Below are 23,460 nucleotides of genomic sequence, written 5' to 3' on the forward strand. Positions count from 1 at the left end.
ATTACATACTCAAGCAGTTTATACAGACGGTTGGCAATGAAACAACATATCGCAGAGCTAGTGAGCGCTTCAATTGAAATCCTTAAGGCTGAAGGGGTTCTGCCTCAAGAGTTAGAGCCTCGTATCATGGTGGAAAACACCAAAGATAAGGCTCATGGTGATTTTGCCTCCAATATAGCCTTGACGATGGCGAAGGCGGCCAAGTGCGCGCCACGGCAATTGGCGGAGAAGCTTTGTGATAAGCTGCCGAAAAGTGACAATATTTCCAACGTAACGATTGCCGGACCCGGTTTTATCAATTTTTTTATAACGAGTGCCAGCAGCTTCGCTGTGGTTGGTGAGGTATTAGCTGCAGGCGCTGGTTATGGCTTAGCTGAACCGGCCAGCGCTGAGCGGGTTCAAGTGGAGTTTGTCTCTGCGAATCCTACCGGGCCTTTACATGTGGGTCATGGCCGGGGAGCTGCCTACGGCGCTTCTGTTGCTGATCTTTTGCAGGCCGCAGGCTACGATGTACAGCGAGAATATTACGTCAATGATGCGGGCCGGCAGATGAATATTCTGGCGGCCAGTGTCTGGCTGCGTTATCTGGAGCGTTGTGGTCTGACGCTGACGTTCCCCAGCAATGGTTATAAAGGTGAATATGTTTATGACATTGCTGATCAGCTATTCAAGGCCCATGGCGAACAATTCAGTCGTCCGCTAGAGCAGGTGTTTGCAGACATTCCGGCTGATGAGCCTGAAGGCGGCGATAAAGAATTGCATATTGATGCGTTGATTGATCGTTGCCTTGAGTTATTGGGTGAAGCGGATTACCGGATTGTTTTTGATGCTGGTCTGGACGGTATTCGAGATGACATTCGTGATGATCTGGCAGGGTTTGGCGTCAAGTTTCAGGAATGGTTTTCCGAGCGTTCTTTAGCGGAAAGCAATCAGGATGAAAAAAGCAGTATCGAAAGAGCGTTGGATAAGCTTCAGCAAAAGGGGCACCTTTTTGAAGAGGGCGGTAATATCTGGTTCCGCTCAACAGCCTTTGGTGATGATAAGGACCGGGTCGTAAAGCGGGCAAACGGTCAGACGACCTATTTTGCTTCAGATATCGCTTATCATATGAATAAGTTCGAGAGAGGCTTTGATCGAGTCATCAATGTCTGGGGGGCCGATCACCACGGTTATATCACGCGGGTTAAGGCTGCTTTGGAAGCACTGGGGATTGATCCGGAACGTCTTGTCGTTCGCCTGGTTCAATTTGCCATATTGTATAGAGGTGAAGAGCGGGTACAGATGTCCACAAGAAGTGGCTCTTTTGTCACCCTGCGGGATTTGCGTTCGGAAGTCGGCAATGATGCTGCCCGTTTCTTCTACGTGACTCGCAAGTCTGAGCAGCATATGGATTTTGATCTGGAGTTGGCAAAATCTCAGAGCAAAGACAATCCGGTTTATTATATCCAGTATGCTCATGCTCGGGTCTGCAGCGTTATGCGTAAGCTTCAGGAAAACGGTTGGAGTTGGGATCAACAGCGGGGGCTTGATAACCTGCAACTTCTCGATACGGATTATGAGAAAGATCTGATGACCAGCCTGGCGAAGTATCCCGAGCTACTAAAAAATGCGGCTGAAGCCTATGAGCCTCATGTGATCTCACATTACCTGAAAGATCTTGCCAGCGATTTTCATACTTACTACAACGCCAATAAAATGTTGATTGAAGATGCTCCTTTACGTGATGCAAGGTTGGCGCTGAGTCAGGCTGTCCGACAGGTGCTGGCCAACGGTTTAGGCTTGCTGGGTGTTTCTGCTCCGGAATTGATGTAAGCAGTTCTCTAATGGCTCATGATTACGCAAATCGACCGAAGAAGCGCAAACCTTCGGCTAAACGTACGGCGCTCAAACCAAAGGCCAAGGCAGTAGAAAAGCCTTCTCGTCGTCGGCTCTGGCTGGCGATCGTGCCTCTTTTGCTGCTACCCGGCTTTGGTTATGGTCTTTATAAGTTGGCTACGGTAAAACCTGACCCTGTCGCTACTCAAAAGACTGTCACCAAGCAAGGACCTGCTGCGGCTGGTAAATTAAAAGATCACTCTAGTGCAAAGGCAGAGACATCCAGTACGGCCAAAAAAGTGGTTGCGACTAGCAGTAACTCTGATAAAAGCTCAGATAAATCAGGCGCTGGCAAGGAAGAAGGCTTTAAGTTCTATAAGTTATTGCCTGAAAGCAAAGTCGTGCCCCCTAAGGTTGAAGCCTATAAATCAACCCCAAAGTCTGCTAAAAATCATAGCCGGTATCTGTTACAGGCCGGATCGTTTCGAAGTGCAACTGATGCTGATAGTTTAAGGGCGAAGCTAATCTTGTTAGGGTTGCCTAATGTTAGCTCCAGTAAAGTCAGCTCGGCCAATGGTACTGTCTGGTATCGGGTACGGGTAGGACCCTTCGAATCTCGCTCCAAGCTCAATAAGGCCCAGGATCAAATGGTCCGTATGCGCCTTCAACCGCTTCAAATCAAAATTCCATAACAGGCTCCTTCCTTGTTAAGGAGCCTGCTTTCTAAAAGCCATTGATGCTGGCCTTGAATTTCTTTCCCTTGGTGCCATATAAATAGCTTGCCCCTAGCATATTATTGACACGACTAACGGGTACAGTTTACAGAAACAACTTACTGGCATACCAAAGAATCAACTTACAGGCATAAAGACATGACAACGATCGTATCCGTGCGCCGGGATGACAAAGTAGCTCTTGGCGGTGATGGACAGGTTTCGCTGGGCAACACAGTTATGAAGGGGAACGCTCGCAAAGTGCGTCGGCTTTATCATGATCAGGTGATCGCGGGTTTTGCCGGTGGCACCGCAGACGCTTTTACGCTGTTTGAACGTTTTGAGGCGCAACTGGAGAAACACCAAGGCCACTTGGTGCGTTCGGCGGTGGAGCTGGCAAAAGATTGGCGCAGTGACCGCGCATTACGTCGCCTGGAGGCTATGCTCATCGTAGCTAACAAAGATGCATCCCTGATTATTTCGGGCAATGGTGATGTGGTTGAGCCGGAGGAAGGGCTGGTAGCCATCGGTTCCGGTGGTAATTTCGCCCAGGCGGCAGGCAAAGCTTTATTGAAAAATACTGACTTGGGCGCTCGAGAGATTGTTGAGAAAAGCTTGAGTATTGCTGCTGATATCTGTGTTTTTACCAATCACACCCAAGTTATCGAAGAGCTGGACAGCATCGGCTAGATCGCTGGCACCTAGAGTCTTGGCACTAACGAATAATGATGGTTGCCGACGAGCACTGTTGCCCGGTAATCCGATAGAAGAGAAATCAACATGTCCCATATGACACCTCGAGAAATTGTTCACGAACTGGATAAACACATTATTGGTCAGTCAGATGCTAAGCGTGCAGTTGCCATAGCTCTGAGGAATCGCTGGCGTCGGATGCAATTGCCAGAAGGCATGCGCAATGAAATCACACCAAAAAATATTCTGATGATAGGCCCCACTGGTGTAGGTAAAACTGAAATTGCCCGTCGTTTGGCAAAGCTGGCGAATGCTCCTTTTATTAAAATAGAAGCGACCAAGTTCACCGAAGTGGGTTATGTCGGTAGAGATGTTGAATCTATCGTCCGTGATTTGGTCGATATGGCCGTCAAAATGCTCAGAGAGCAGGAGATGGCCAAGGTTCAGAATCGAGCAGCCGATGTCGCGGAAGAGCGAATTCTTGATGCCCTGCTTCCTCAGGCCAGGTCTGGCTCTGGAGAAGAACCAGCACGTGACGACAATAACAATACTCGTCAGCTTTTCCGCAAAAAACTGCGGGAAGGACAGCTCGACGATAAAGAGATAGAGATTGAAGTCAGTGCCCAGCCGATGGGAGTTGAAATCATGGCGCCTCCTGGCATGGAAGAAATGACCAGCCAGCTGCAGAACATGTTTTCCAATATGGGAACTGAGCGTAAGAAAACCCGTAAGCTGAAAGTTAAAGATGCGTTAAAAATCCTTTGTGATGAAGAAGCCGCGGCAATGATAAAGGAGGACGATCTAAAGGCGCGAGCTATCGAAGTGGTAGAACAAAACGGTATTGTTTTCCTGGATGAGATAGATAAAGTGGCTAAGCGGGCAGAAGCGGGTGGAGCCGATGTCTCGCGTGAAGGTGTGCAGCGTGATTTGTTGCCGTTAATTGAAGGCAGTACAGTTAGTACCAAGTTCGGTATGGTTAACACCGATCATATTTTGTTCATTGCCTCAGGCGCTTTCCATCTCTCCAAACCTTCGGATTTAATCCCTGAGCTGCAGGGGCGTCTTCCTATCCGAGTCGAACTCAGTGCGTTAACGCCAGAGGACTTCCGGCGTATTCTGACTGAACCGGATGCATCTTTGACCGAACAGTATCAGGCACTAATGGGGACTGAAGGGCTGACTATCAGCTTTGCTGAAGACGGGATTGAACGAATTGCCCAGATGGCCTTCGAAGTTAATGAAAGTACCGAGAATATTGGTGCACGGCGTTTGCACACGATGATGGAGCGTCTGTTGGAAGAGCTCTCGTTTGAGGCCAGCGATAAATCAGGACAAAGTTTGACCATTGATGCAGAATACGTAAACAAGGCGTTAAAAGAACTGGCTCAAGATGAGGATCTAAGCCGTTATATTCTATAATCGCTGCTATTTTGTTGGCTGGTAATTGCTGGCGTCCTGAACAGATTGACACAGATTTTCGAACGAATGGTATCTGCTATGAGTGACATGCGACCAACACGTATCGAATTACATCTTCGCTCCAGACTATTGGAGTTGGTGTATGAAGATCAGGCTTATCAGCTCCCCGCAGAGCTATTGAGGGTGTCATCACCCTCTGCTGAAGTGCGTGGGCATGGGCAAGGTAACGAAGTGCTTCAAACAGGAAAGCGCAATGTTGCCTTGACGGGTATTGAGCCCAGTGGGAATTTTGCTGTTAAGCTGATCTTTGATGATGGTCATGATTCAGGGCTTTTCAGCTGGAGTTATCTCAGGGAGCTCTGTGTTAATCAGGATACTTACTGGCAAGCATATCTTGATCGTCTGGAAGCTGCTGGCGGCAGCCGGGATGTTTGCACGACTCCGGCTATGGCTGCTGTTCAAAAATCCTGTGGCAGCGGTGGAAGCTGTGGTGGTTAGCAGCTATGGCACTAGCGTTGCTGACAAACTGCTAAAGGAAGAGTTCTGGGGAGGGGATGTTGGACTTGTTTAACGATGGCTTAAAAACCGTACTTGAAGTTGCTATTAAAGTAGCCTTTAAGCGAGATCCTGCAACATTGCGTCGATTGGCCCGGCTCGATGGAAAGGTGATTGAGGTCCGACTAACAGCGCCGGAGTATCGGCTCTTCGTTCTTCCGGTTACAGATGGCATTGAGTTTGACAATCAGCATATCCTCGAAGGGCACTGTGTTATTGAAGGGGCCGCTTCAGATTTTCTCGAAATACTCCTGGACGAGCAGAAAACGTTTGGATCTGGTATTCGGCTCAGTGGTGATACACAGCTCGCCATTGAGTTAAAGAGCTGTTTGCAGAAACTCGATATTGATTGGGAAGACTTGTTGGCTGAAGCCATTGGCGATCTTGCCGCCCATCAATTTGCAGCATTTTTTAGAAAAGGTCGGGCCTATGCTAAGCAGAGTACTGAGTCATTGCTTGACGATCTGGATGATTACCTGCACGAAGAGGTCAGGTTGTTACCACCAAGGATAGAACTTGAGCATTTTTATGATCAGGTTGATCAGCTTCGGCTGACAGTAGATCGACTCGAGGCTCGAATCGATCTACTGGAAAAGTCTCCAGATTGACGATCAGGTGAGGATCGACTCGCCGGCTCCTAAGCTTTCTAGATTACTTGTGTTTCGAAGCTCATCAGCGTATCCAGCTGAAATTTCAGTAAGTCTCCCCGTTGCAATACTCCGACACCTGCTGGAGTCCCTGTCAGGACTACATCCCCTGGAAGCAGGGTAAAGTGTTGGCTGCAATAGGATAGCAACTTATTCACTGCTGTGATCATCTGACGGGTTTGTCCGTGCTGACGTAGCTCACCATTAACCCATAGCCTGTACTCGGTATCCTCAATATTACTAATTCTCCGGGGGGAGATAAAAGCAGACAGAGGACAACTTCCATCAAAGCTTTTTGCAATCTCCCAGGGATGCCCTTTTTTCTTTAATTCATCCTGCAGGTCTCTGAGTGTTAGATCCAGTCCCAGACCTATTCCGGCAATAGCGTCCGCTGCTTGAGCCTCATTCGCCTGGGTCAATGGGCTGCCAATCAGAACGGTAAGTTCCGTTTCAAAGTGACAGGGTCCTTTCTCAACAGGGAGTTGAATCGATGGGGTTAATCCCGTCATTGCGGTATAGGGCTTAATAAACAGTAGCGGGTTTGCAGGAACAGGGTTGTTTAATTCCTTCGCGTGCTCCACGTAATTGCGGCCAACACAAACGGCTTTTCCAGGCGGAAGGGACAGGTCTTTTCCATCATTTGATTGGTGCAGGTAGCCTGAGTACGGATCGGACATCGGTAGATATTCTCCTGAGTTGACTGAGCGTTGCCTGACCGTGGATAAAGCGCCGCTTTCCCGGTCTGATTTCCAGTATCTGTCATGCTTTTCGCTATTTCTGTTACGCTTTCTATTTTTAAGCTGTGTGCAAGATCGCTGATTAAACGGTGAACAGGATAGCTGAATAATGGCAACCATAGTCGTTTACTGCTATTAATAGCAACCAAGGCTTGTCTGGTAGGAGTGTTGTTGATGTTGATGAAACTGGAACAAAGTAGCACTGGAATACTGGGATTTCTGGCTAGTGGTCGTTTGACTGATAATGACTATAAGAATTTTCTGATCCCTGCCGTTAAAACTGCAATTGATGAATCTGGTCAGGTTCGGTTGCTTTTTCAGTTGGATGGTTTTAGAGGTTGGGATATACAAGCGGCCTGGGATGACCTGATCTTCGGTATGGAAATTAATCGTAATGTCGAAAAAATAGCCATAGTAGGAGACAGTCGCTGGGAGCATTGGGTGGCTCGACTTGTTAAAGCGCTTACCCACGGGGAGGCACGTCATTTTAGCCTTGACCATGTTGATGATGCCTGGGACTGGCTTGAAGATTGATCCGGTCTAAACCGAAAGTTTGTTATGCGTTCTTGCTCAAAGAGTAATAGGGTCCTTATTTTCACATGGTTGCATTTTTTCTTGAAAATATAGCCAAACAGCGATTGCTGCGGTAGCACCTAATATCAGCATTGACCCAAAAATCACACCGTACCAGTGCCACTGACGCCAGAAAATATCCAGATAAAAGCTACCACTGCTGGCACCTAGATAATAGAACACTAAATAGAGAGAGGAGGCACTGGCGTGAGCTTTAATCGCATGTCGGTTAACCCAGGCACTGGCCATTGAGTGACTAAAGAAGAAACCAAAGCTGCTGATCAGCAGACCAGTGATTATGGTGCTTAGACTACCTGCCAATGTCACCAGGGAGCCGATCATCAGAATAATAATGCCCAGCAGTATACAAAGTGATTGGGGTACATACTGGGCAACCCGACCGGATATGGCTGATCCTATTGTTCCCGAAAAGTAGCATAGAAATAACATCCCCAGCAGGGCTGGCGTCAATCCGTAGGGCGCTTCACTCAATACGTAGGTTATGTAGCTGTATTGATTTGAGAATATAAAGAAGTTCAGTCCGCCAATTAAATAAGCTGCCAATAAAAAAGGGTTTCTTAGGTGATCTGCGAGACCCTTTAACATTCCACGGATGTGACGAGGCTGTGGGCTGAAGTGTTTAGAAGGGGGAAGTAGCTGGATAAACAGCAGTAACCCGATCAAGCTGCCTACAGCCATCACCTCAAATGCAAATTTCCAGTCACTGAATTCAGTGATAAATCCACCGACCAGACGCCCGCTAATACCTCCCAGACTATTGCCACTGATATAGAACCCTACGGCAAAGAGTAAGGCTTTACGAGAGAACTCGTCTCCCATGTAGGCAATGGCTATAGCTGGTAATCCCCCCAGGAACAAACCCTGTAAGGCGCGCAGAGCAAGTAACTGGTTATAACTGTTGACCTGGGTTATCAAGGCGCCGATCAGGATGCCTCCCGCCAGCGTAACTATCATTATTTTTCGTCGTCCAAGGACATCTGACAAAGGACCATAAAACACCAATGAAATGCCTAGTGTCAGCATTGAAACTGACAATGACCAGGAAGCCTGCAAAGGAGTTAAGTGAAACTCCCTGCTAAATAATGGCATCAGTGGGTGGGTTATATACAGATTGGCAAATACCAGAAAACTGCCAAAACAAAGAGCCAATGTTGCTCGCCAAAACGCGATGCTACCTGTTTCAATCATTGTGCTTCTACTGCCCACTCCAGAGCCCACAATGGGCTTATTCACAGGTTTTTGGCCAATGTCTTAAAAATCCATGGCAGTTAACTTGTGCGTAAATATCGTTTTTAAAGGAAGCAGGCCCAGCGGTATATGTTGATCTGAATATGCTTAAAAGGCTGCTGACTGACGTCAGGTCACTGTAATCTTAATATCATTATTTAAAAAATATATTAAATATATTGAAACCATATAAAATAGATATGAGTAAGCAAATATAGGAGATGGAATGGATCTTAGAAAGCTGCATATCTTTAGCCTGGTTGCCAAGCTGGGCAGTTTTACTGGTGCGGCAAAGAGTCTGCATATGGCTCAACCGGCAGTGAGTATTGCAGTGCGTAAACTGGAGGCAGAGCTGGAGCTGGAACTGTTTCACCGTCAGGACAAGCAAGTGCTTTTGACAGCAGAAGGGGAAGCTTTACTTCGCCATACCAATCGGATACTTGATGATGTCCGACAAGCACATCTGGAGATGGATGAACTTAGAGGGCTACGAAAAGGTGAGGTTCGAATTGGTATTCCAAGTATGCTTGGCAGCTACTACTTCCCGGAAATTTTAATGGCTTTTAAGCTTGAGTTTCCCGACTTGCAGTTAACGGTGATCGAAGCAGGGGCACGGGATATCCAAAAACGTTTAGCCAGCGGGGAGTTGGATATGGGTATTATTGTTGGGGATGAGGTGTCGGACAGGCTCGAAACCCAGGCGTTGCTGCGGGAAGAAATGGTTGTTTGTGTTCCTGATGGCCACCCATTTGCGGATAAAGATGCCGTCGGCTTTTCTGAGTTCTTTGATGAGCAACTGGTGCTATTCAAAGAGGGGTACTTCCATCGCGAATTTATTGACAGGCTATGTGCTTCCTCAGGTCGCCAGCTTCAGATTGCCTTTGAGACCAACCTGATTCATTTGATTCGGAGTATTGTTAAAAAAGGCTTTGGTATTACGACTTTTTTGCGAATGGTTGTGACTGATGACTCGGAGCTTGTTGCTGTACCATTCGAGCAACCGGTTTGGTTAGAACTCTGTATTGCCTGGAAAAAAGGAGCCTACCTTTCACATGCTGATCGATGCTTTGTGAAGTTTTTGCTGAAACATAATCGTTTGGATAATTCGGTCGGACAATAAAGCGTTGCCCATTAAGCTTAAAAAAACTCCAGCTAAGTCGCATAACGACTTGAAGTTGACTCATCCAGGCATGTCAAAATTTCAACCTATATACACTTCCGTAGGGCTGTTATATCAATTCTCTGTGCTATCATTAGCGCCCGCTTAAATCTGGTCAGTTTCGAGGTCGTTTGACATCATGAGTAAGATTACATCCCTGGGCAAGAGCAAGATCAAATTCCTGCTATTGGAGGGGGTCCATCAGTCTGCCGTTGATGCGCTTAATGCCGCCGGTTATAGCAATATTGATTATCTGGCGACGGCGTTACCTGAAGAGGAGTTGATTGAACGGGTTAAGGATGTGCATTTTATCGGTATTCGCTCCCGTACCCAGGTGAATGAAAAGGTTCTTGATGCTGCCAATAAGCTATTGGCAGTTGGCTGTTTCTGTATTGGTACCAACCAGGTTAATCTTGGAGCAGCCATCAAAAAAGGGGTTTCAGTTTTTAATGCTCCTTTTTCCAACACTCGTAGTGTTGCAGAGCTGGTTTTGGCTGAAGCGATCATTTTGCTTCGCGGTGTTGCTGAAAAAAATGCTAAAGCTCATCGAGGCGTATGGAACAAATCTGCAAAAAATTCCTATGAGATTCGTGGTAAGCGACTCGGAATTATCGGCTATGGCAGTATCGGATCTCAGCTGAGTGTAATGGCAGAATCCCTGGGGATGGTCGTAAGTTTCTATGATGTTGTCACTAAATTACCCATCGGTAACGCAACCCAAAGTAGCTCTTTGAAAGAGCTTCTTGAAACTTCCGATATTGTGAGTCTGCATGTCCCAGAAACCGCTGCAACTAAATACATGATGGGCGTTGAAGAGATAGCTCAAATGAAGCAGGGGAGTATTCTTATCAATGCGTCTCGTGGAACGGTTGTTGATATTGATGCACTGAGTGCATCGCTGGCAGAAGGTAAACTGCTGGGTGCCGCGATTGATGTATTCCCGGTAGAGCCTCGTTCAAACTCTGAGGAGTTTGTGTCGCCTCTGCGCGAGTTCGATAACGTTATCCTGACTCCTCATGTAGGAGGCAGTACCATGGAAGCTCAAGAGAACATCGGGGTTGAAGTGGCAGAAAAACTGGTTCGCTACAGTGACAATGGTTCAACCATCACTTCTGTCAATTTCCCGGAAGTTGCGTTGCCTTCACATCCTGATAAGCACCGTTTACTCCATATTCATGAGAATGTTCCTGGGGTTATGACCAAGATCAACACCATTTTCTCTGAGCACAATATTAATATCAGTGGTCAGTATCTGCAGACCAACGATAAGGTGGGCTATGTGGTGATGGATATCGATGCTGAGCATAGCGACTTAGCATTAAAGCAACTACAAAAGGTTCCTGGGACCATTCGTTGTCGGGTGCTGTTCTAAGGATTCCACTCCAGTGCGTACAAAGGGGGCTTCGGCCCCTTGTTGCTCCTTTTAGTCCCCTTCCGCTCTTACTTATCTCTTTATTATCATTTCCTTTCTTTCACCAACCGGCAATCATGTCGAAGTTGCCGCATAAGTTGTTGAGCATTCCTTAATAGTTTGATTTGCCTTGTGGAACTGGCGCACTGATTAAAGGGGGCTAAACTTACTGTTAATCTCTTTGTTTTTTGTAGTGGTGTGCTGCTACCGGGATATGTCGCAATTTGGGCTCATAATTCGATAAGTTTGTTGCTATATATGCCTACAGCTATTCTGGGGTTTAGCCGTGGTTTCTGAGATGTTGCTTTTGAAGATTATTCAAAGGCCATGGCTAATGTAAGAGAGTTCCCTGTTATACCGTTGGACCCTATGTTGTTGGAGGTAGCAATGAAGGCGCAATCTATAGCTACACAGGCTTCCGATCCGTATCGTGCGGGGGTGGAGCTGGGAGAGGGGCTAAGCGGATTGAAGCCTGAGATTATCTTTCTGTTTTCTACCGTGCATTACAGTGAATCCAATGATTTATTGGAAGGGATGGCAGATGGCTTGGGTCAACAGAGCGCCCTGATCGTAGGTAATACCGGTGATGGTTATTATCATCAGGATAGCTGTGGAGACATTGGCTGTGTTGCTATGGGATTAAACAGCAATGGTGCTGTTGAATGGAATGTGGTTAGGAAGCAGGGGGTTAAAGAGAACCCTGATGGATGCCTTCAGCAGGCCTGGTCAGAACTTAAACAAAAAACTGAAGGTGACCCTGACATTTTGTTTATGTTCTCTGATTTTCGTACCGATGCCAGTCTTTACGAAAAAGTATTGCGAGAACAAATACCTATACCTGTTATTGGCGGGATTGCTTCAGATGATAACCAGATGGCAGGTTGCGGAGTATATCTGAATCAGGATTGCATTGAAGACGGGCTTGTTCTGGTGTCTGCAAAAGGGGCGTTTAAATTTTCTATTCATGTGGGAAATTCGATCTCCACAGTGGGTAGAGCTGGAACTGTCGAGCGAGCGGAAGGAACCAACATCTTTGAAATAGATGGTCTTTCGGCGATGGACTTTATTGAAAGGGAAACAGGCAAACCGGTATTGCAGTCTGATCGTGGTGTGACCTCGCTGACGATTTTACAGCCTGAAAGCTCTGACATCAGGAGGTTACGGGCCATTGTTCCTGACTTTTCTGTGTCTGAGCGGTCTATCGGATTGTATGGCGGTATTGACCAGGGGGAGCAGGTGCAGGTTTGTCTGGCAAAACCTGCTGAACTCATTGCTGAAGTTCGTAATATTGCAAATCACTGTCGTGAACAGCAGTTTCATCCCAGCGCAGTGCTGGTTGTCAGCTGTGCCGGCAGAAAGTGGCTACTGGGCGAACAAATTGAGAAAGAAGTGACTGAGTTGGTGCAGGGGAGCTGGTCAAACTTGCCGTTGGCTGGTTTTCCTTCCTTTGGAGAAATTGCGCCGATTCCAAGCAAAGGGGGATATAGCGAGAATTTATTCCACAACATGACCTATGTACTGTTGCTACTGGGTTAAGGGACCTATGAGTAAGCTTTTGAACAAGGAATATAAAAGAACTCAGCCAAAGGTTATCCTATGACCTTTAGGTTGATATCAACGCTGACATTGGTACCTGAGGGATTTTCCCATGTGGAACTTTCCCGTCGAGAATTGTTGGCTGGTCCCGTTGCGTTGCTGAGCGAGGACACGGATCAGTTGTTGGAAATCTATTCTGAATATGTTCACCGCATCAGTGGCATATTAATCATGCCTGCGGATACCCTGCAAATTGTTGAACTCACCCAGCGCTTGTGGCGAGCCCAGGTGCCGCAGAGCTGTTTTGCTGATCTGGCTCAGTGGCTGACTCCGCTTCTCTGTGCCTTACAACAGTGTATGGATACCGAGGATAGAATCAAAGTAACGGAAAGGCTACTGCAGCGTAGTGAGCGTTCACTTGCGGGAACAACTCAGGATTATCAACGTGTTAATCAGCGATTACTGAATAAGGTTAATGATCTGACCCTGGCTAAGGAGGAAATTGTTGATCTCAACCATGTGCTCGAATCTCGGGTTAAAGAGCGTACTGCTGATCTGGAAGAATCGCTCAGGCAAATCAACCAGGCTCAACAGCAGTTGGTTCAAGCAGAAAAACTGGCAGCCTTGGGTAGTATGGTGGCGGGATTGGCACATGAGATAAATACCCCCCTTGGCAACTGTGTGCTGGCTGCTTCCAACCTGGAAGAGACGGTGGATGAATTACTCGATAGCGTTCAGGCGGGGGTTATTAAAAAGAAGGAATTTTTGGATCATATGGACCAGCTAAAAAGCGGCTTTGAGTTATTGACCATTAATTTGTCTCGTAGCGCTGATTTAGTGGGTCGTTTCAAGCAAGTTGCTGTAGATCAGTCCAATGAGGAACAACGGGTTTTCAAGTTTTCCGAAATGTTAGCCGACACCATCGCTGCGATGTCTCCTCGTCTAAAACGTGCAAAATGCACCGTAGCGGTTAGTTGTGAAGAGACGATTATACTCGACAGCTACCCGGGAGATTACAGTCAGATTCTGATGAACTTAATCATGAATTCACTCAATCATGGATTTAATGGAAACCCTGGAGGCAAAATTAATATCGACGTAACCCTCATAGAGGAAGCCAGGCAAGAAAGGCTATTGCAGTTGGATTATAAGGATAATGGCTCAGGACTCTCTGAAGACTCGCTAGCGCGCCTGTTTGAGCCTTTCTTTACGACCAACAGGGAGCACGGGGGAACTGGACTGGGTATGCCCATTGTTCATAGTTTGATTACCCAACGACTGGGGGGCACTATCCAGTTGGAAAGCGGTATCGGAGAGGGTATTCACTTCGTTATCTGTACACCGGTTATTGCTTCCTGAGGTGCTGATCAGCTAATGCCACTCTATGGGATCAGGCTCCCCAATGTTGGTCATTGAGCCACTCCAGATAGCGGTGGCGGATCTTCAGATCTTCGTTGGCAAGGTGATGTCTAGCCTCTGCCAGTATCAACTCCTCAGCACGGGGGAATTTTTGTCTTAGAATTTTCAGGTTGTAGAGCCAGTCAACGGTCGCATCCTGTTGTCCCTGGATAATCAGTGGTCGATAGTGGTTGTTGGCTTCAAGCTTGAGAAAAGCAGGAATCCACCTTCGTAATGCGCCAACCCAGGATACAGGAATTGTACGGCACTGTAGTGGGTCCTGATGCTGAACAAACTGTAGAAAGGCCTGATCATGGCTATTGATTGAGAACTTCCTGGGTACTTCCTTCAGCCAGGGGCCGAGGACTAAATGAGCCGATTTAACCAAAGGCCACTGGGCTGGTTTTATCAACGGTGCCAGCAGTATTATCTGGCCTGTTAAAGAGGGCGGCTGGCTCAGGATATAGTGATTAATGATAGCAGCGCCTGTGCTTTGTCCTATGAGGTGCAGGGGAGCGTCATTTTCCAGGGTGGGGGATATGTTTTTTTGCTCGCTGGTAGCAATCTCAATGATTGATGCCAGTACTTGCTGGTATTGTTCAAAGTCCTCAATCCCACCACGGATGCCAGAAGACAGACCATGACCAGGGAGGTCAAAGCAGTAGACAGTCAGATTTCGTTCCAGCAAATACTTAATCAGATGACCGTACATTCCATGATGATCATGATAGCCATGAACTAAAATGGCACTTCCAGCCGGTTTCTCTGGCTGAAACCGATGTAAGGCAATACCAAAGCCGGTGGTTAGCACCAGACCAAGTCTTTGTTCATATTTGTCAGCAGAAAAATCGATCCCGTAAAAGCGATTGAAGGCTTTAATTTCCGCGTTGACCGTGCAGTCTTCATCATAGGCAGGTAGATTAGCGATAAGTGTGCGGGGATCAAAAGTGGTCATTGATAGGGTGCAGGCTCCACATGTGGGTAAAGGTTCTGCTGTACAGTCATTGTATTTTCCTTAGACTTTTTGGTGTTAGCCCACAGGATTGTAATTTTCAGATCGTAAAAAAGGCGGCTTAAGCCGCCTTTGTAATTTAGCAGACTCCTGAACAATCAGTAGCGCTCAGCCATGTTTTCCAGGGAAATTGCTTTGATTTTATCGGCATTTCCGGATGTGCCAAATTCTTCATAGCGAGAGATGCAGATTTCAGACATCGCCTTCATTGTTTCCTTTAGATACTTACGAGGATCAAATTCAGCGGGATTAGCTGCCATAAAGCGACGAATGGCACCTGTGGATGCGAGGCGCAGGTCAGTGTCTATATTGACTTTACGAACCCCGTGCTTGATACCTTCGACGATTTGCGCAACCGGGACGCCGTAGGTTTCTGGGATAGCACCGCCGAATTCGTTGATCACTGCCAGCCATTCCTGTGGGACTGAGGAGGAGCCATGCATGACCAGATGGGTATTGGGAACACGTGCATGGATCTTTTTGATGGTTTCAATGGAGAGAACATCATCAGTTGGTGGACGAGTGAACTTATAGGCTCCGTGGCTGGTTCCGCAGGCAATAGCCAGAGCGTCGACACCTGTCTTGTCAACAAAGTCCGCTGCTTCCTCAGGATCAGTCAACATTTGCTCATGGGTTAATATTCCTTCTGCCCCAATGCCATCTTCTTCTCCTGCCTGGCCTGTCTCCAGAGAGCCCAGGCATCCCAGCTCACCCTCAACGGAAACACCGCAGGCATGGGCCATATCGACAGTGCGTCGGGTAACATCAACATTGTAGTCATAGTCACTTGGCGTTTTACCGTCTTCCAGCAATGAACCATCCATCATGACTGAGGAAAAGCCCAGTTGAATAGAGCGCTGACATACTGCTGGGGAGGTCCCATGATCTTGATGCATGCAGACAGGAATATGAGGGAATTCTTCAATCGCCGCTAAAATCATGTGCTTGAGGAAATTGGATCCTGCATATTTTCGGGCGCCTGCAGATGCCTGAACAATTACCGGGCTGTTGGTTTTATTAGCAGCCTCCATAATTGCGCGCATCTGCTCCAGATTGTTGACGTTAAATGCTGGAATGCCATAGTTGTACTCAGCTGCGTGGTCCAGCAGTTGTCTCATGCTGATCAGAGCCATAGTAGCCTCTCAAATTAATATGTAGGTTTATCGGTCGTATTGATCGACCCGGTTTACAAAAAGTGCTTTCAGACAGCGGTCACTCATAGCCGATGCTCAGAATCATTGAGCGGGAGCAAAGGCTCTGTGACCACTATACCATTGCAAATTTTAGCGTTTCGCCCGTTCTTCAAGGATTGCTACAGCAGGGAGTTGTTTTCCTTCAACAAACTCCAGAAAGGCACCTCCTCCCGTAGATATGTAGGATACCTTGTCGGCAATTTGGTACTTATCGACGGCTGCCAGGGTGTCACCACCGCCTGCAATAGAAAAACCTTCGCTGTTGGCTATGGCCAAGGATAAAACCTTGGTGCCTTCACCGAACTGATCAAACTCGAATACACCAACCGGGCCGTTCCAGATGATGGTTTTGGCCGATTCCAGCATCTGTGCAAGTCGAGCGGCTGTTTCCGGACCAATATCCAGAATCATTTCGTCATCATTAACTTCTGATACAGGCTTGGTAACAGCATTGGCGGAATCAGAGAACTCTGTAGCGACAACAACATCGGTCGGTAAAGGTATATGAGTCTTTTTCATCAGCATTTTAGCTTGTTCAATCAGATCCGGCTCATAGAGTGATTTTCCTACTGGATGACCCGCCGCAGCCAGGAAGGTGTTAGCAATGCCACCACCAACGATAAGTTGGTCTACTTTATCCGACAGTGCTTCCAGAACAGTCAGTTTGGTTGATACCTTGGAGCCACCAACAATTGCCGCCATAGGGCTTTCAGGGGTTTCCAGTGCCTTGGTTAACGCATCAAGCTCATTGGCCAGCAGAGGACCAGCACAGGCGATAGGTGCGTATTTGGCAACCCCGTGGGTTGAGGCCTGGGCACGGTGTGCGGTGCCAAAAGCGTCCATGACAAAAATGTCGCAGAGATTTGCCATTTTGCGAGCCAGGTCATCATTGTTGTTCTTTTCACCTGGATTGAAACGAACGTTTTCCAGTAAAACAACTTCTCCCTCGGCAACCTCGACACCTTCAAGCCAGTCTTTCTGCAATTTGACAGTGCGGCCCAGCAACAGGGATAGATGTTCTGCAACAGGAGCCAGTGAATACAGGTCTGCATATTCACCTTCCATGGGGCGACCCAGGTGTGACATCACCATGACTTTTGCACCAGCCTTAAGAGCCTGTTCGATGGTTGGTAAAGCCGCCCTGATTCGAGCGTCGCTGCCAACCTTCCCTTCCTTGATTGGAACATTTAAGTCTTCGCGGATCAGGACACGTTTGCCGCCCAGATCCAGCTCAGTCATTTTCAATACACTCATCAGAGCACCCTATAATCAATGATTACTAAAATTTAAACCTGTTTATTCTTTCTTTGCAGCAGTGCCTTCAATCGTTGATGAGCACTGCTGCAAGTATCGCCTGCTGTCAATTCTCATTTGGCGTATGCAGCCACATATGAGCGACATCCATCATACGGTTGGCGAACCCCCACTCATTGTCGAACCAACAAACCATTTTGATCAGTTTCTCATGACTGACTCTTGTTTGTGTGCCGTCCACGATGCCCGAACGTGGGTCAGTGTTGAAGTCTGTTGAGGCGTGGGGTTCCTCGGTATAGCCCAGTAATCCCTTTAGCTGGCCATCTTCAGCTGCCTGACAAAATAACTCGTTAATGTCCTCAACCTTCACCGCTTGCCTGACCTGGATAGAAAGATCCATGACTGACACGTTAATGGTAGGAACTCTAAAATGCAGGCACTGGAAGCGACCCTGAAGTTCAGGAAGCAGCCTGTCGATACCCTTATCGAGACCTGTATCGACAGGAATGATTGACTGCAAGGCGCTTCGTGTCAGACGTAAATTGGTGTGATGGTAGCTGTCAATAACGGGTTGATCATTCATGGCAGAGTGTATGGTCGTTGTAACCCCCGATTCGATGCCAAAACTTTTGTTCAGCAATTTTAGAACCGGTACCACACAGTTGGTTGTGCAGGATGCGTTGGAAACTATTCTATGGTCTGCTCTGAGCAGATGCTGATTTACGCCATAGACAATAGTGGCATCCACGTCAGAGGATGCGGGTTGTGAAAACAACAGACGCTTGGCGCCGCTTTGCAGATGAAGTTGGGCTGTAGCTCTATCGCTGAAGGTACCGGAACATTCCAGTACAAGATCAATCTCGAGTTCTGACCAGGGCAGACGCCTTGGATCTTCCTCGTTTAGCAGACGGATCCTGTCATCGCCAATCAATAAGCAGGAATCCTCATGCTCTACCTGTAAAGGGAAGCGGCCATGGGTGGTATCATAGCGGGTCAAATAAGCAATGGTCTTGATATCGGCCAGCTCATTGATGGCAACAATTTTCAGATCTGAGTATTTTGAATCCGAATACAAGGCTCGCAATACACTTTGGCCAATACGGCCATAGCCGTTAATGGCAATTCTAAAGCTCATGGCTAATGCCTGCTGTTAGGGGGTCGTCACCTTGATACTGTTTTGCAATTTCTTTGCAAGATAATGCAGTGCCATAAACTGGCCCAGAATAGCTACCCATGGGTTCTTTTCTTTGATTTATGACTGAACTTTGCCTAATACTGCTTTGTTCCCGATTCAACTTAGATAGCCGACTTCCTTATACCAGCCTCTTCAATTGAGGCTGATATAAGAAATTAAGCGAGGAATCTAACGCCTTACAGCAGTTCATTGACCTTGTTGACAACATTTTCGACGGTAAATCCGAACAGCTCGAAAAGTTCTCCGGCAGGAGCTGACTCGCCGAATCGGGTCATACCAACGATACGTCCGTTAAGTCCAACGTATTTATACCAGTAATCGCTGTGGGCCGCTTCGATGGCCACTCGAGCAGTAATTGCAGAAGGCAAAACACTTTCTCTATAGTCATTGGATTGTGCTTCAAATACTTCTGCACAAGGCATTGACACTACTCGTACCTGTTTGCCTTTGGTTGCCAGCTGTTCTGCCGCCTCCATTGCCAATCCGACTTCTGAGCCTGTTGCGATCAGAATTGCATCCGGGCTACCTTGAGTATCTCGCAAAACGTATGCACCGCGCTGGATATTATTCAGGCGTTCCACACATCGAGCCTGGTGAGGAAGGCCTTGACGCGAGAATATCAGAGCACTGGGGCCATCTACTTTTTCCAGGGCGCTCTTCCAGGCAACTGCTGACTCCACTGCGTCACAGGGACGCCACAGATCCAGATTAGGCGTGTTGCGCAAGTTTGCAATCTGCTCAATCGGCTGGTGGGTTGGTCCATCTTCACCCAGCCCGATAGAGTCATGGGTATAAACAAAGATCGATCGTTGTTTCATCAGTGCTGCCATGCGAACAGCATTACGTGCGTATTCCATAAACACCAGGAAAGTGGCGCCATAAGGGATAAAACCACCATGCAGAGCAATACCGTTCATTATGGCTGACATGCCAAATTCCCGAACACCATAAAAGATATAGTTACCGTCGCTTTCCTCTTTACTGACACCTTTACAGCCACTCCAGAGAGTCAGGTTAGAGCCTGCTAAGTCAGCAGATCCGCCCAAGAGTTCAGGGAGCAAAGGACCAAATGCATTGAGGGTATTCTGAGAGGCCTTGCGGCTGGCAATAGTCTCACCCTTTTCCTGTAGATTCTCAATATAACTGTTGGCCTGTTGAGAGAAGTCCTGCGGGAGGTCACCGCTGATACGACGCAGGAATTCGGCAGCTAAACGGGGATGGGATTCGTTATAGGCTGAAAAATCTTCATTCCAGTTATTTTCTGCAATACAGCCTTCATCACGGGCATCCCAAGCCTCATAAATATCCTGAGGAATCTCAAAAGCACCATATTTCCAACCCAGGCTGTCACGAGTCAAGGCAATTTCGTCATCACCCAGAGGTGCTCCATGACAGTCTTCTTTACCTTGTTTGTTAGGTGAGCCAAATCCGATGATTGTTTTGCAGCAGATCAGAGTCGGCTGTTCGGTGTTGCCACGAGCAGCATCAATAGCAGCACCAATGGCTTCTGAATCATGTCCGTCAACCCCGGAAATAACCTGCCATCCATAGGATTCAAAGCGCTTGGTCGTGTCATCGGTAAACCAGCCTTCAACCTCGCCGTCGATGGATATACCGTTGTCATCATAAAATGCAATCAGTTTGCCTAATCCCAGAGTTCCAGCAAGAGAGCAGACCTCGTGGGAAATCCCTTCCATCAAGCAGCCATCACCCAGGAATGTATAGGTGTAGTGGTCTACAATGTTGTGTCCTTCGCGGTTGAATTGTCCCGCCAGGGTTTTTTCCGCTACTGCCATACCTACCGCATTTGCAAGCCCTTGACCTAATGGCCCTGTCGTTGTTTCGACACCGGGTGCATAACCCAGTTCGGGATGACCGGCTGTTTTTGAGTGCAGCTGGCGGAAGTTTTTCAGGTCGTCAATCGTTAGCTCATAACCACTCAAGTGCAGCAAAGAGTAGTGAAGCATTGAACCGTGACCATTGGAAAGTACAAAGCGATCGCGGTTAAACCACTGTGGATTGCTCGGGTTATGCTGTAAATAGTCGCTCCATAACACTTCGGCAATATCCGCCATACCCATTGGGGCACCGGGATGTCCGGATTTGGCTCGTTGCACAGCGTCCATACTTAGAGCGCGGATAGCGTTGGCTAGTTCTCGACGAGAGGACATCTAAAATAACTCCTGGGCGTAGTCCCGAACACTGGTCGGGAAGCGAAAGTAGAGAAATCAAAAAAATTTAGAGGCGTATTCTCTCGTACTAGTCGTTTGGCTTCAAACAAGAAAGGCAAAAAAAAGCGAAAATGAATCGTTTTCATGCCAATTTAATGATGATTTCCATCAATAGGGCCTAAAATTTTTCCTCAGGGGGCGCAAATAAACAATGCCAATGGGGCCATTTGCCGATATGATACCTCCTCTGATTTAGTCACGGCTTTTTATAATCCAGCGGAACTGGCTGGCAGATCGTCAAATATCTGTAGTCAGGGTGTGTTTCTGCACCTGTCCGCAACTAAATTGCTTGGTAATTAAGTCCCTGTTGTTAAACATTAATTTGTTAAAACATTCAATTATTAAGGCAATCTCTACTTATGAGTACCTATTCTATTTTTACCTCTGAGTCTGTGTCCGAAGGACATCCGGACAAAATGGCCGATCAGATTTCTGACGCCATTCTGGATGCCATCCTTAAGGACGACCCTCATTCCCGTGTTGCCGTAGAAACCATGGTCAAAACCGGCATGGCGATCATCGCTGGTGAAGTCCGAACTTCTACTTATGTTGATTTGGAAGACATTGTTCGTAACGTGATTCTGAACATCGGTTACGATAGCTCTGACGTTGGATTTGATGGAGCTTCCTGTGCTGTTTTGAATGCCATCGGAAAGCAGTCTGTTGATATTGCCGTAGGTGTTGATGAAGCAGACAACAAAGACCTTGGTGCCGGTGATCAAGGGCTTATGTTTGGTTACGCCACTAATGAAACCGATGTGTTGATGCCCGCTCCCATCTATTATTCTCATCGACTGGTGGAGCGCCAGGCCCATCTGCGTAAAAAGAATATTCTTCCCTGGTTGCGTCCTGATGCAAAATCTCAGGTCACCCTGAGATACGAAAATGGTAAGCCGATCGCTGTTGATGCCGTGGTTTTGTCGACTCAACATGACCCGGATATTGAGCAGTCTGATATTCGTGAAGCTGTGATGGATGAGATTATCAAGCACGTTATTCCAAATGAATGGCTGCATGCTGATACCAAGTACCATATTAATCCGACAGGGCAATTTATCATTGGTGGTCCAATGGGGGATTGTGGTGTTACCGGGCGCAAGATCATTGTTGATACCTATGGTGGAATGGCCCGGCATGGTGGGGGAGCCTTTTCCGGAAAGGATCCTTCGAAAGTTGACCGTTCTGCTGCCTATGCCGGTCGTTATGTAGCAAAAAACATAGTTGCTGCAGGATTGGCAGACCGCTGTGAAGTTCAGATTTCTTATGCTATTGGAGTTGCTGAGCCTACTTCTATCAGTGTTAACACATTCGGTACGGGTAAGATTGAAGATAGTAAAATTGATGGCTTGGTGCGAAAGCACTTTGATCTGCGTCCCGGTGGTTTGATTGAAATGCTGAACCTGCGTCGGCCGATTTATCAAGCGACTGCTGCCTATGGCCACTTTGGCCGTGAAGAAGAAAATTTCACCTGGGAGCGCACCGATAAGGCTGAAGAGCTGCGCAATGCGGCAGGTCTTTCATGAGGTGTGACTGACAATCGCGGTATATCGCGGTATAAGGTATCTCCTTTACCGCGATTAAAACCTGATTACCATTAATTTATTTGGGTTTTATTAGCGCAGTCTGGCATTAAGTAGCACCATAATAGATAACACCAGAGTATGCAGTGGCATAGTATTCAATGTCTGAGTCATCGTCTGAATTATCAGTAATTCAATAATCTGCAGTCATATATTCTCCAAATCCAGTATCTCAATTTACATAGCCGATCATTTCATGCGAATACCTCGAGTTTATGACAATCAGCCGCTGAAAGAAGGCACGGAAATCTGTCTTGGCGATTTCGCTGCTCAGCACCTTGGGCGTGTGTTAAGAATGCAGATTGGAGATTCTCTGATTCTTTTTAATGGCCAGGGGGGAGAATATACGGCTGTCATTACTTCAGTTACAAAAAAACAACTGAGTGTTCGTGTCGGTCAATTTCAAAATGCTGTAGCTGACTCTGCTCTTATGATTCATCTCGGGCAGGGGCTTTCCCGTGGGGAGCGTATGGACTACGCTGTTCAAAAAGCCACTGAGCTGGGAGTTCAGCAGTTAACGCCATTATTCACAGAGCGTAGTGAAGTTCGGTTAAAAGCGGATCGTTTGCATAAGCGAACCCAACATTGGCAGCAGGTGGCTGTCAGTGCAAGCGAGCAGAGCCTGCGCTGTACGGTGCCTGAAATCCAGTCAGCTGAGCCGCTGAAGGATTGGATCAGTCAGGTGCCGGGTGATCTTAAACTAGTGCTTGATCCTCGATCTCCACACCCCTTGTCCAGCTTCGAAGCGCCTGAAAGCGTTGCATTGCTTATCGGTCCAGAGGGTGGTCTGAGTGATGATGAAGTGAAGCTGGCCCGGGGGCAGGGTTTTTTGCCGATATCCCTGGGGCCTCGTATTTTGCGAACCGAAACCGCTCCGGTCGTCGCTTTGTCGTTGTTGCAATATCTTTGGGGGGATATCTAGAGAAGGACTATCGCTCAGCTTTTAGCTGCTTTCCATTGGGCGGGGTTGCTGTATTTTGCGTTTGGTCTGGTAGACTACCCTCGCAAGAGCGTTTTATCTGGCAGTTCTTAACGGCTCTGGGCAAGTCGTGCCCATGAACGATGTCAATCAAGTAATTTCACGTTGATCA

20 protein-coding genes are annotated in these 23,460 nt (G+C 47.4%); 13 read left to right on the forward strand and 7 right to left on the reverse strand.

The window, feature by feature from the left end:
• Positions 1 to 36 precede the first annotated feature (36 nt).
• From argS to BGP75_RS01735, 6 genes are all read left to right on the forward strand, one after another.
• Entirely contained in the window at positions 37 to 1,812 is a 1,776-nt protein-coding gene (gene argS / locus BGP75_RS01710) for an arginine--tRNA ligase (protein ID WP_076714431.1), read from the forward strand.
• Between the two features lie 11 nt (positions 1,813 to 1,823).
• Positions 1,824 to 2,507, forward strand: a complete 684-nt coding sequence (locus tag BGP75_RS01715) for an SPOR domain-containing protein (RefSeq protein ID WP_076714433.1) — start codon at positions 1,824 to 1,826, stop codon at positions 2,505 to 2,507.
• Positions 2,508 to 2,687: 180 nt separating this feature from the next.
• Complete coding sequence (gene hslV / locus BGP75_RS01720; RefSeq protein ID WP_076714435.1) at positions 2,688 to 3,218, forward strand: ATP-dependent protease subunit HslV; 531 nt, start codon at positions 2,688 to 2,690, stop codon at positions 3,216 to 3,218.
• Positions 3,219 to 3,308: 90 nt separating this feature from the next.
• On the forward strand, positions 3,309 to 4,640 hold the full coding sequence (hslU, locus tag BGP75_RS01725) for an ATP-dependent protease ATPase subunit HslU (protein ID WP_076714437.1): 1,332 nt from the start codon (positions 3,309 to 3,311) through the stop codon (positions 4,638 to 4,640).
• Positions 4,641 to 4,718: 78 nt separating this feature from the next.
• On the forward strand, positions 4,719 to 5,138 hold the full coding sequence (locus BGP75_RS01730) for a gamma-butyrobetaine hydroxylase-like domain-containing protein (protein ID WP_198939252.1): 420 nt from the start codon (positions 4,719 to 4,721) through the stop codon (positions 5,136 to 5,138).
• A gap of 56 nt (positions 5,139 to 5,194) precedes the next feature.
• A complete protein-coding gene (locus tag BGP75_RS01735) occupies positions 5,195 to 5,803 on the forward strand; it encodes an SCP2 domain-containing protein (protein ID WP_076714441.1) in 609 nt (202 codons plus the stop codon).
• A 38-nt stretch (positions 5,804 to 5,841) separates the two neighbouring features.
• Here BGP75_RS01735 and BGP75_RS01740 read toward each other — a convergent pair whose 3' ends face one another.
• Positions 5,842 to 6,519, reverse strand: a complete 678-nt coding sequence (locus BGP75_RS01740) for a fumarylacetoacetate hydrolase family protein (protein ID WP_076714443.1) — start codon at positions 6,517 to 6,519, stop codon at positions 5,842 to 5,844.
• 234 nt (positions 6,520 to 6,753) lie between these two features.
• Between BGP75_RS01740 and BGP75_RS01745 the strand changes: the two genes are divergently transcribed.
• A complete protein-coding gene (locus BGP75_RS01745) occupies positions 6,754 to 7,113 on the forward strand; it encodes an STAS/SEC14 domain-containing protein (protein ID WP_076714445.1) in 360 nt (119 codons plus the stop codon).
• Between the two features lie 36 nt (positions 7,114 to 7,149).
• On the opposite strand, the gene BGP75_RS01750 is transcribed toward BGP75_RS01745, so the two are convergent.
• Positions 7,150 to 8,361: an MFS transporter gene (locus BGP75_RS01750; protein WP_076714447.1), complete on the reverse strand. Its 1,212-nt coding sequence runs from the start codon at positions 8,359 to 8,361 to the stop codon at positions 7,150 to 7,152.
• A 265-nt stretch (positions 8,362 to 8,626) separates the two neighbouring features.
• Between BGP75_RS01750 and BGP75_RS01755 the strand changes: the two genes are divergently transcribed.
• The 4 genes from BGP75_RS01755 (at position 8,627) to BGP75_RS01770 (ending at position 13,865) form a co-directional block, all read left to right on the forward strand.
• A complete protein-coding gene (locus BGP75_RS01755) occupies positions 8,627 to 9,520 on the forward strand; it encodes a LysR family transcriptional regulator (RefSeq protein WP_076714449.1) in 894 nt (297 codons plus the stop codon).
• Positions 9,521 to 9,698: 178 nt separating this feature from the next.
• Positions 9,699 to 10,931 carry a phosphoglycerate dehydrogenase gene (gene serA / locus BGP75_RS01760; RefSeq protein ID WP_076714451.1) on the forward strand — a complete coding sequence of 411 codons (1,233 nt, stop codon included), beginning with the start codon at positions 9,699 to 9,701 and terminating at the stop codon, positions 10,929 to 10,931.
• Between the two features lie 426 nt (positions 10,932 to 11,357).
• Positions 11,358 to 12,506 carry an FIST signal transduction protein gene (locus BGP75_RS01765; protein ID WP_076714453.1) on the forward strand — a complete coding sequence of 383 codons (1,149 nt, stop codon included), beginning with the start codon at positions 11,358 to 11,360 and terminating at the stop codon, positions 12,504 to 12,506.
• 60 nt (positions 12,507 to 12,566) lie between these two features.
• Positions 12,567 to 13,865 (forward strand): sensor histidine kinase, encoded by a 1,299-nt coding sequence (locus BGP75_RS01770; RefSeq protein ID WP_076714455.1) that lies wholly within the window; start codon positions 12,567 to 12,569, stop codon positions 13,863 to 13,865.
• Positions 13,866 to 13,896: 31 nt separating this feature from the next.
• Here the strand turns inward: BGP75_RS01770 and BGP75_RS01775 are convergent, their stop codons facing one another.
• The 5 genes from BGP75_RS01775 to tkt form a co-directional block, all read right to left on the reverse strand.
• Positions 13,897 to 14,859 (reverse strand): alpha/beta fold hydrolase, encoded by a 963-nt coding sequence (locus tag BGP75_RS01775; RefSeq protein ID WP_076714457.1) that lies wholly within the window; start codon positions 14,857 to 14,859, stop codon positions 13,897 to 13,899.
• Between the two features lie 155 nt (positions 14,860 to 15,014).
• Positions 15,015 to 16,049: a class II fructose-bisphosphate aldolase gene (gene fba / locus BGP75_RS01780; protein ID WP_076714459.1), complete on the reverse strand. Its 1,035-nt coding sequence runs from the start codon at positions 16,047 to 16,049 to the stop codon at positions 15,015 to 15,017.
• Positions 16,050 to 16,199: 150 nt separating this feature from the next.
• A complete protein-coding gene (locus BGP75_RS01785) occupies positions 16,200 to 17,363 on the reverse strand; it encodes a phosphoglycerate kinase (RefSeq protein ID WP_076714461.1) in 1,164 nt (387 codons plus the stop codon).
• 106 nt (positions 17,364 to 17,469) lie between these two features.
• Positions 17,470 to 18,498 carry a type I glyceraldehyde-3-phosphate dehydrogenase gene (locus BGP75_RS01790; protein ID WP_076714463.1) on the reverse strand — a complete coding sequence of 343 codons (1,029 nt, stop codon included), beginning with the start codon at positions 18,496 to 18,498 and terminating at the stop codon, positions 17,470 to 17,472.
• Between the two features lie 236 nt (positions 18,499 to 18,734).
• Positions 18,735 to 20,729, reverse strand: coding sequence for a transketolase (gene tkt / locus BGP75_RS01795; protein ID WP_076714465.1), 1,995 nt, complete (start codon positions 20,727 to 20,729; stop codon positions 18,735 to 18,737).
• A 419-nt stretch (positions 20,730 to 21,148) separates the two neighbouring features.
• Between tkt and metK the strand changes: the two genes are divergently transcribed.
• Together metK and BGP75_RS01805 are read left to right on the forward strand one after the other, a co-directional pair.
• Complete coding sequence (metK, locus tag BGP75_RS01800; RefSeq protein ID WP_076714467.1) at positions 21,149 to 22,312, forward strand: methionine adenosyltransferase; 1,164 nt, start codon at positions 21,149 to 21,151, stop codon at positions 22,310 to 22,312.
• A 253-nt stretch (positions 22,313 to 22,565) separates the two neighbouring features.
• Positions 22,566 to 23,291: a 16S rRNA (uracil(1498)-N(3))-methyltransferase gene (locus BGP75_RS01805; protein ID WP_076714469.1), complete on the forward strand. Its 726-nt coding sequence runs from the start codon at positions 22,566 to 22,568 to the stop codon at positions 23,289 to 23,291.
• Positions 23,292 to 23,460 lie beyond the last annotated feature (169 nt).

This window comes from Motiliproteus sp. MSK22-1, assembly GCF_001968815.1.
Taxonomy (GTDB): domain Bacteria; phylum Pseudomonadota; class Gammaproteobacteria; order Pseudomonadales; family Balneatricaceae; genus Motiliproteus.

Coding starts and splice junctions, on each gene's coding strand:
- fba (WP_076714459.1), bottom strand. CDS start 16,049: ATGGCTCTGATCAGCATGAGACAACTGCTGGACCACGCAGCTGAGTAC.
- BGP75_RS01790 (WP_076714463.1), bottom strand. CDS start 18,498: ATGAGCTTTAGAATTGCCATTAACGGCTATGGCCGTATTGGCCAAAGT.
- hslV (WP_076714435.1), top strand. CDS start 2,688: ATGACAACGATCGTATCCGTGCGCCGGGATGACAAAGTAGCTCTTGGC.
- BGP75_RS01805 (WP_076714469.1), top strand. CDS start 22,566: ATGCGAATACCTCGAGTTTATGACAATCAGCCGCTGAAAGAAGGCACG.
- serA (WP_076714451.1), top strand. CDS start 9,699: ATGAGTAAGATTACATCCCTGGGCAAGAGCAAGATCAAATTCCTGCTA.
- BGP75_RS01765 (WP_076714453.1), top strand. CDS start 11,358: ATGAAGGCGCAATCTATAGCTACACAGGCTTCCGATCCGTATCGTGCG.
- BGP75_RS01785 (WP_076714461.1), bottom strand. CDS start 17,363: ATGAGTGTATTGAAAATGACTGAGCTGGATCTGGGCGGCAAACGTGTC.
- BGP75_RS01775 (WP_076714457.1), bottom strand. CDS start 14,859: ATGACCACTTTTGATCCCCGCACACTTATCGCTAATCTACCTGCCTAT.
- BGP75_RS01730 (WP_198939252.1), top strand. CDS start 4,719: ATGAGTGACATGCGACCAACACGTATCGAATTACATCTTCGCTCCAGA.
- metK (WP_076714467.1), top strand. CDS start 21,149: ATGAGTACCTATTCTATTTTTACCTCTGAGTCTGTGTCCGAAGGACAT.
- BGP75_RS01755 (WP_076714449.1), top strand. CDS start 8,627: ATGGATCTTAGAAAGCTGCATATCTTTAGCCTGGTTGCCAAGCTGGGC.
- argS (WP_076714431.1), top strand. CDS start 37: ATGAAACAACATATCGCAGAGCTAGTGAGCGCTTCAATTGAAATCCTT.
- BGP75_RS01770 (WP_076714455.1), top strand. CDS start 12,567: ATGACCTTTAGGTTGATATCAACGCTGACATTGGTACCTGAGGGATTT.
- BGP75_RS01735 (WP_076714441.1), top strand. CDS start 5,195: ATGTTGGACTTGTTTAACGATGGCTTAAAAACCGTACTTGAAGTTGCT.
- tkt (WP_076714465.1), bottom strand. CDS start 20,729: ATGTCCTCTCGTCGAGAACTAGCCAACGCTATCCGCGCTCTAAGTATG.
- BGP75_RS01715 (WP_076714433.1), top strand. CDS start 1,824: ATGGCTCATGATTACGCAAATCGACCGAAGAAGCGCAAACCTTCGGCT.
- BGP75_RS01740 (WP_076714443.1), bottom strand. CDS start 6,519: ATGTCCGATCCGTACTCAGGCTACCTGCACCAATCAAATGATGGAAAA.
- hslU (WP_076714437.1), top strand. CDS start 3,309: ATGTCCCATATGACACCTCGAGAAATTGTTCACGAACTGGATAAACAC.
- BGP75_RS01750 (WP_076714447.1), bottom strand. CDS start 8,361: ATGATTGAAACAGGTAGCATCGCGTTTTGGCGAGCAACATTGGCTCTT.
- BGP75_RS01745 (WP_076714445.1), top strand. CDS start 6,754: ATGTTGATGAAACTGGAACAAAGTAGCACTGGAATACTGGGATTTCTG.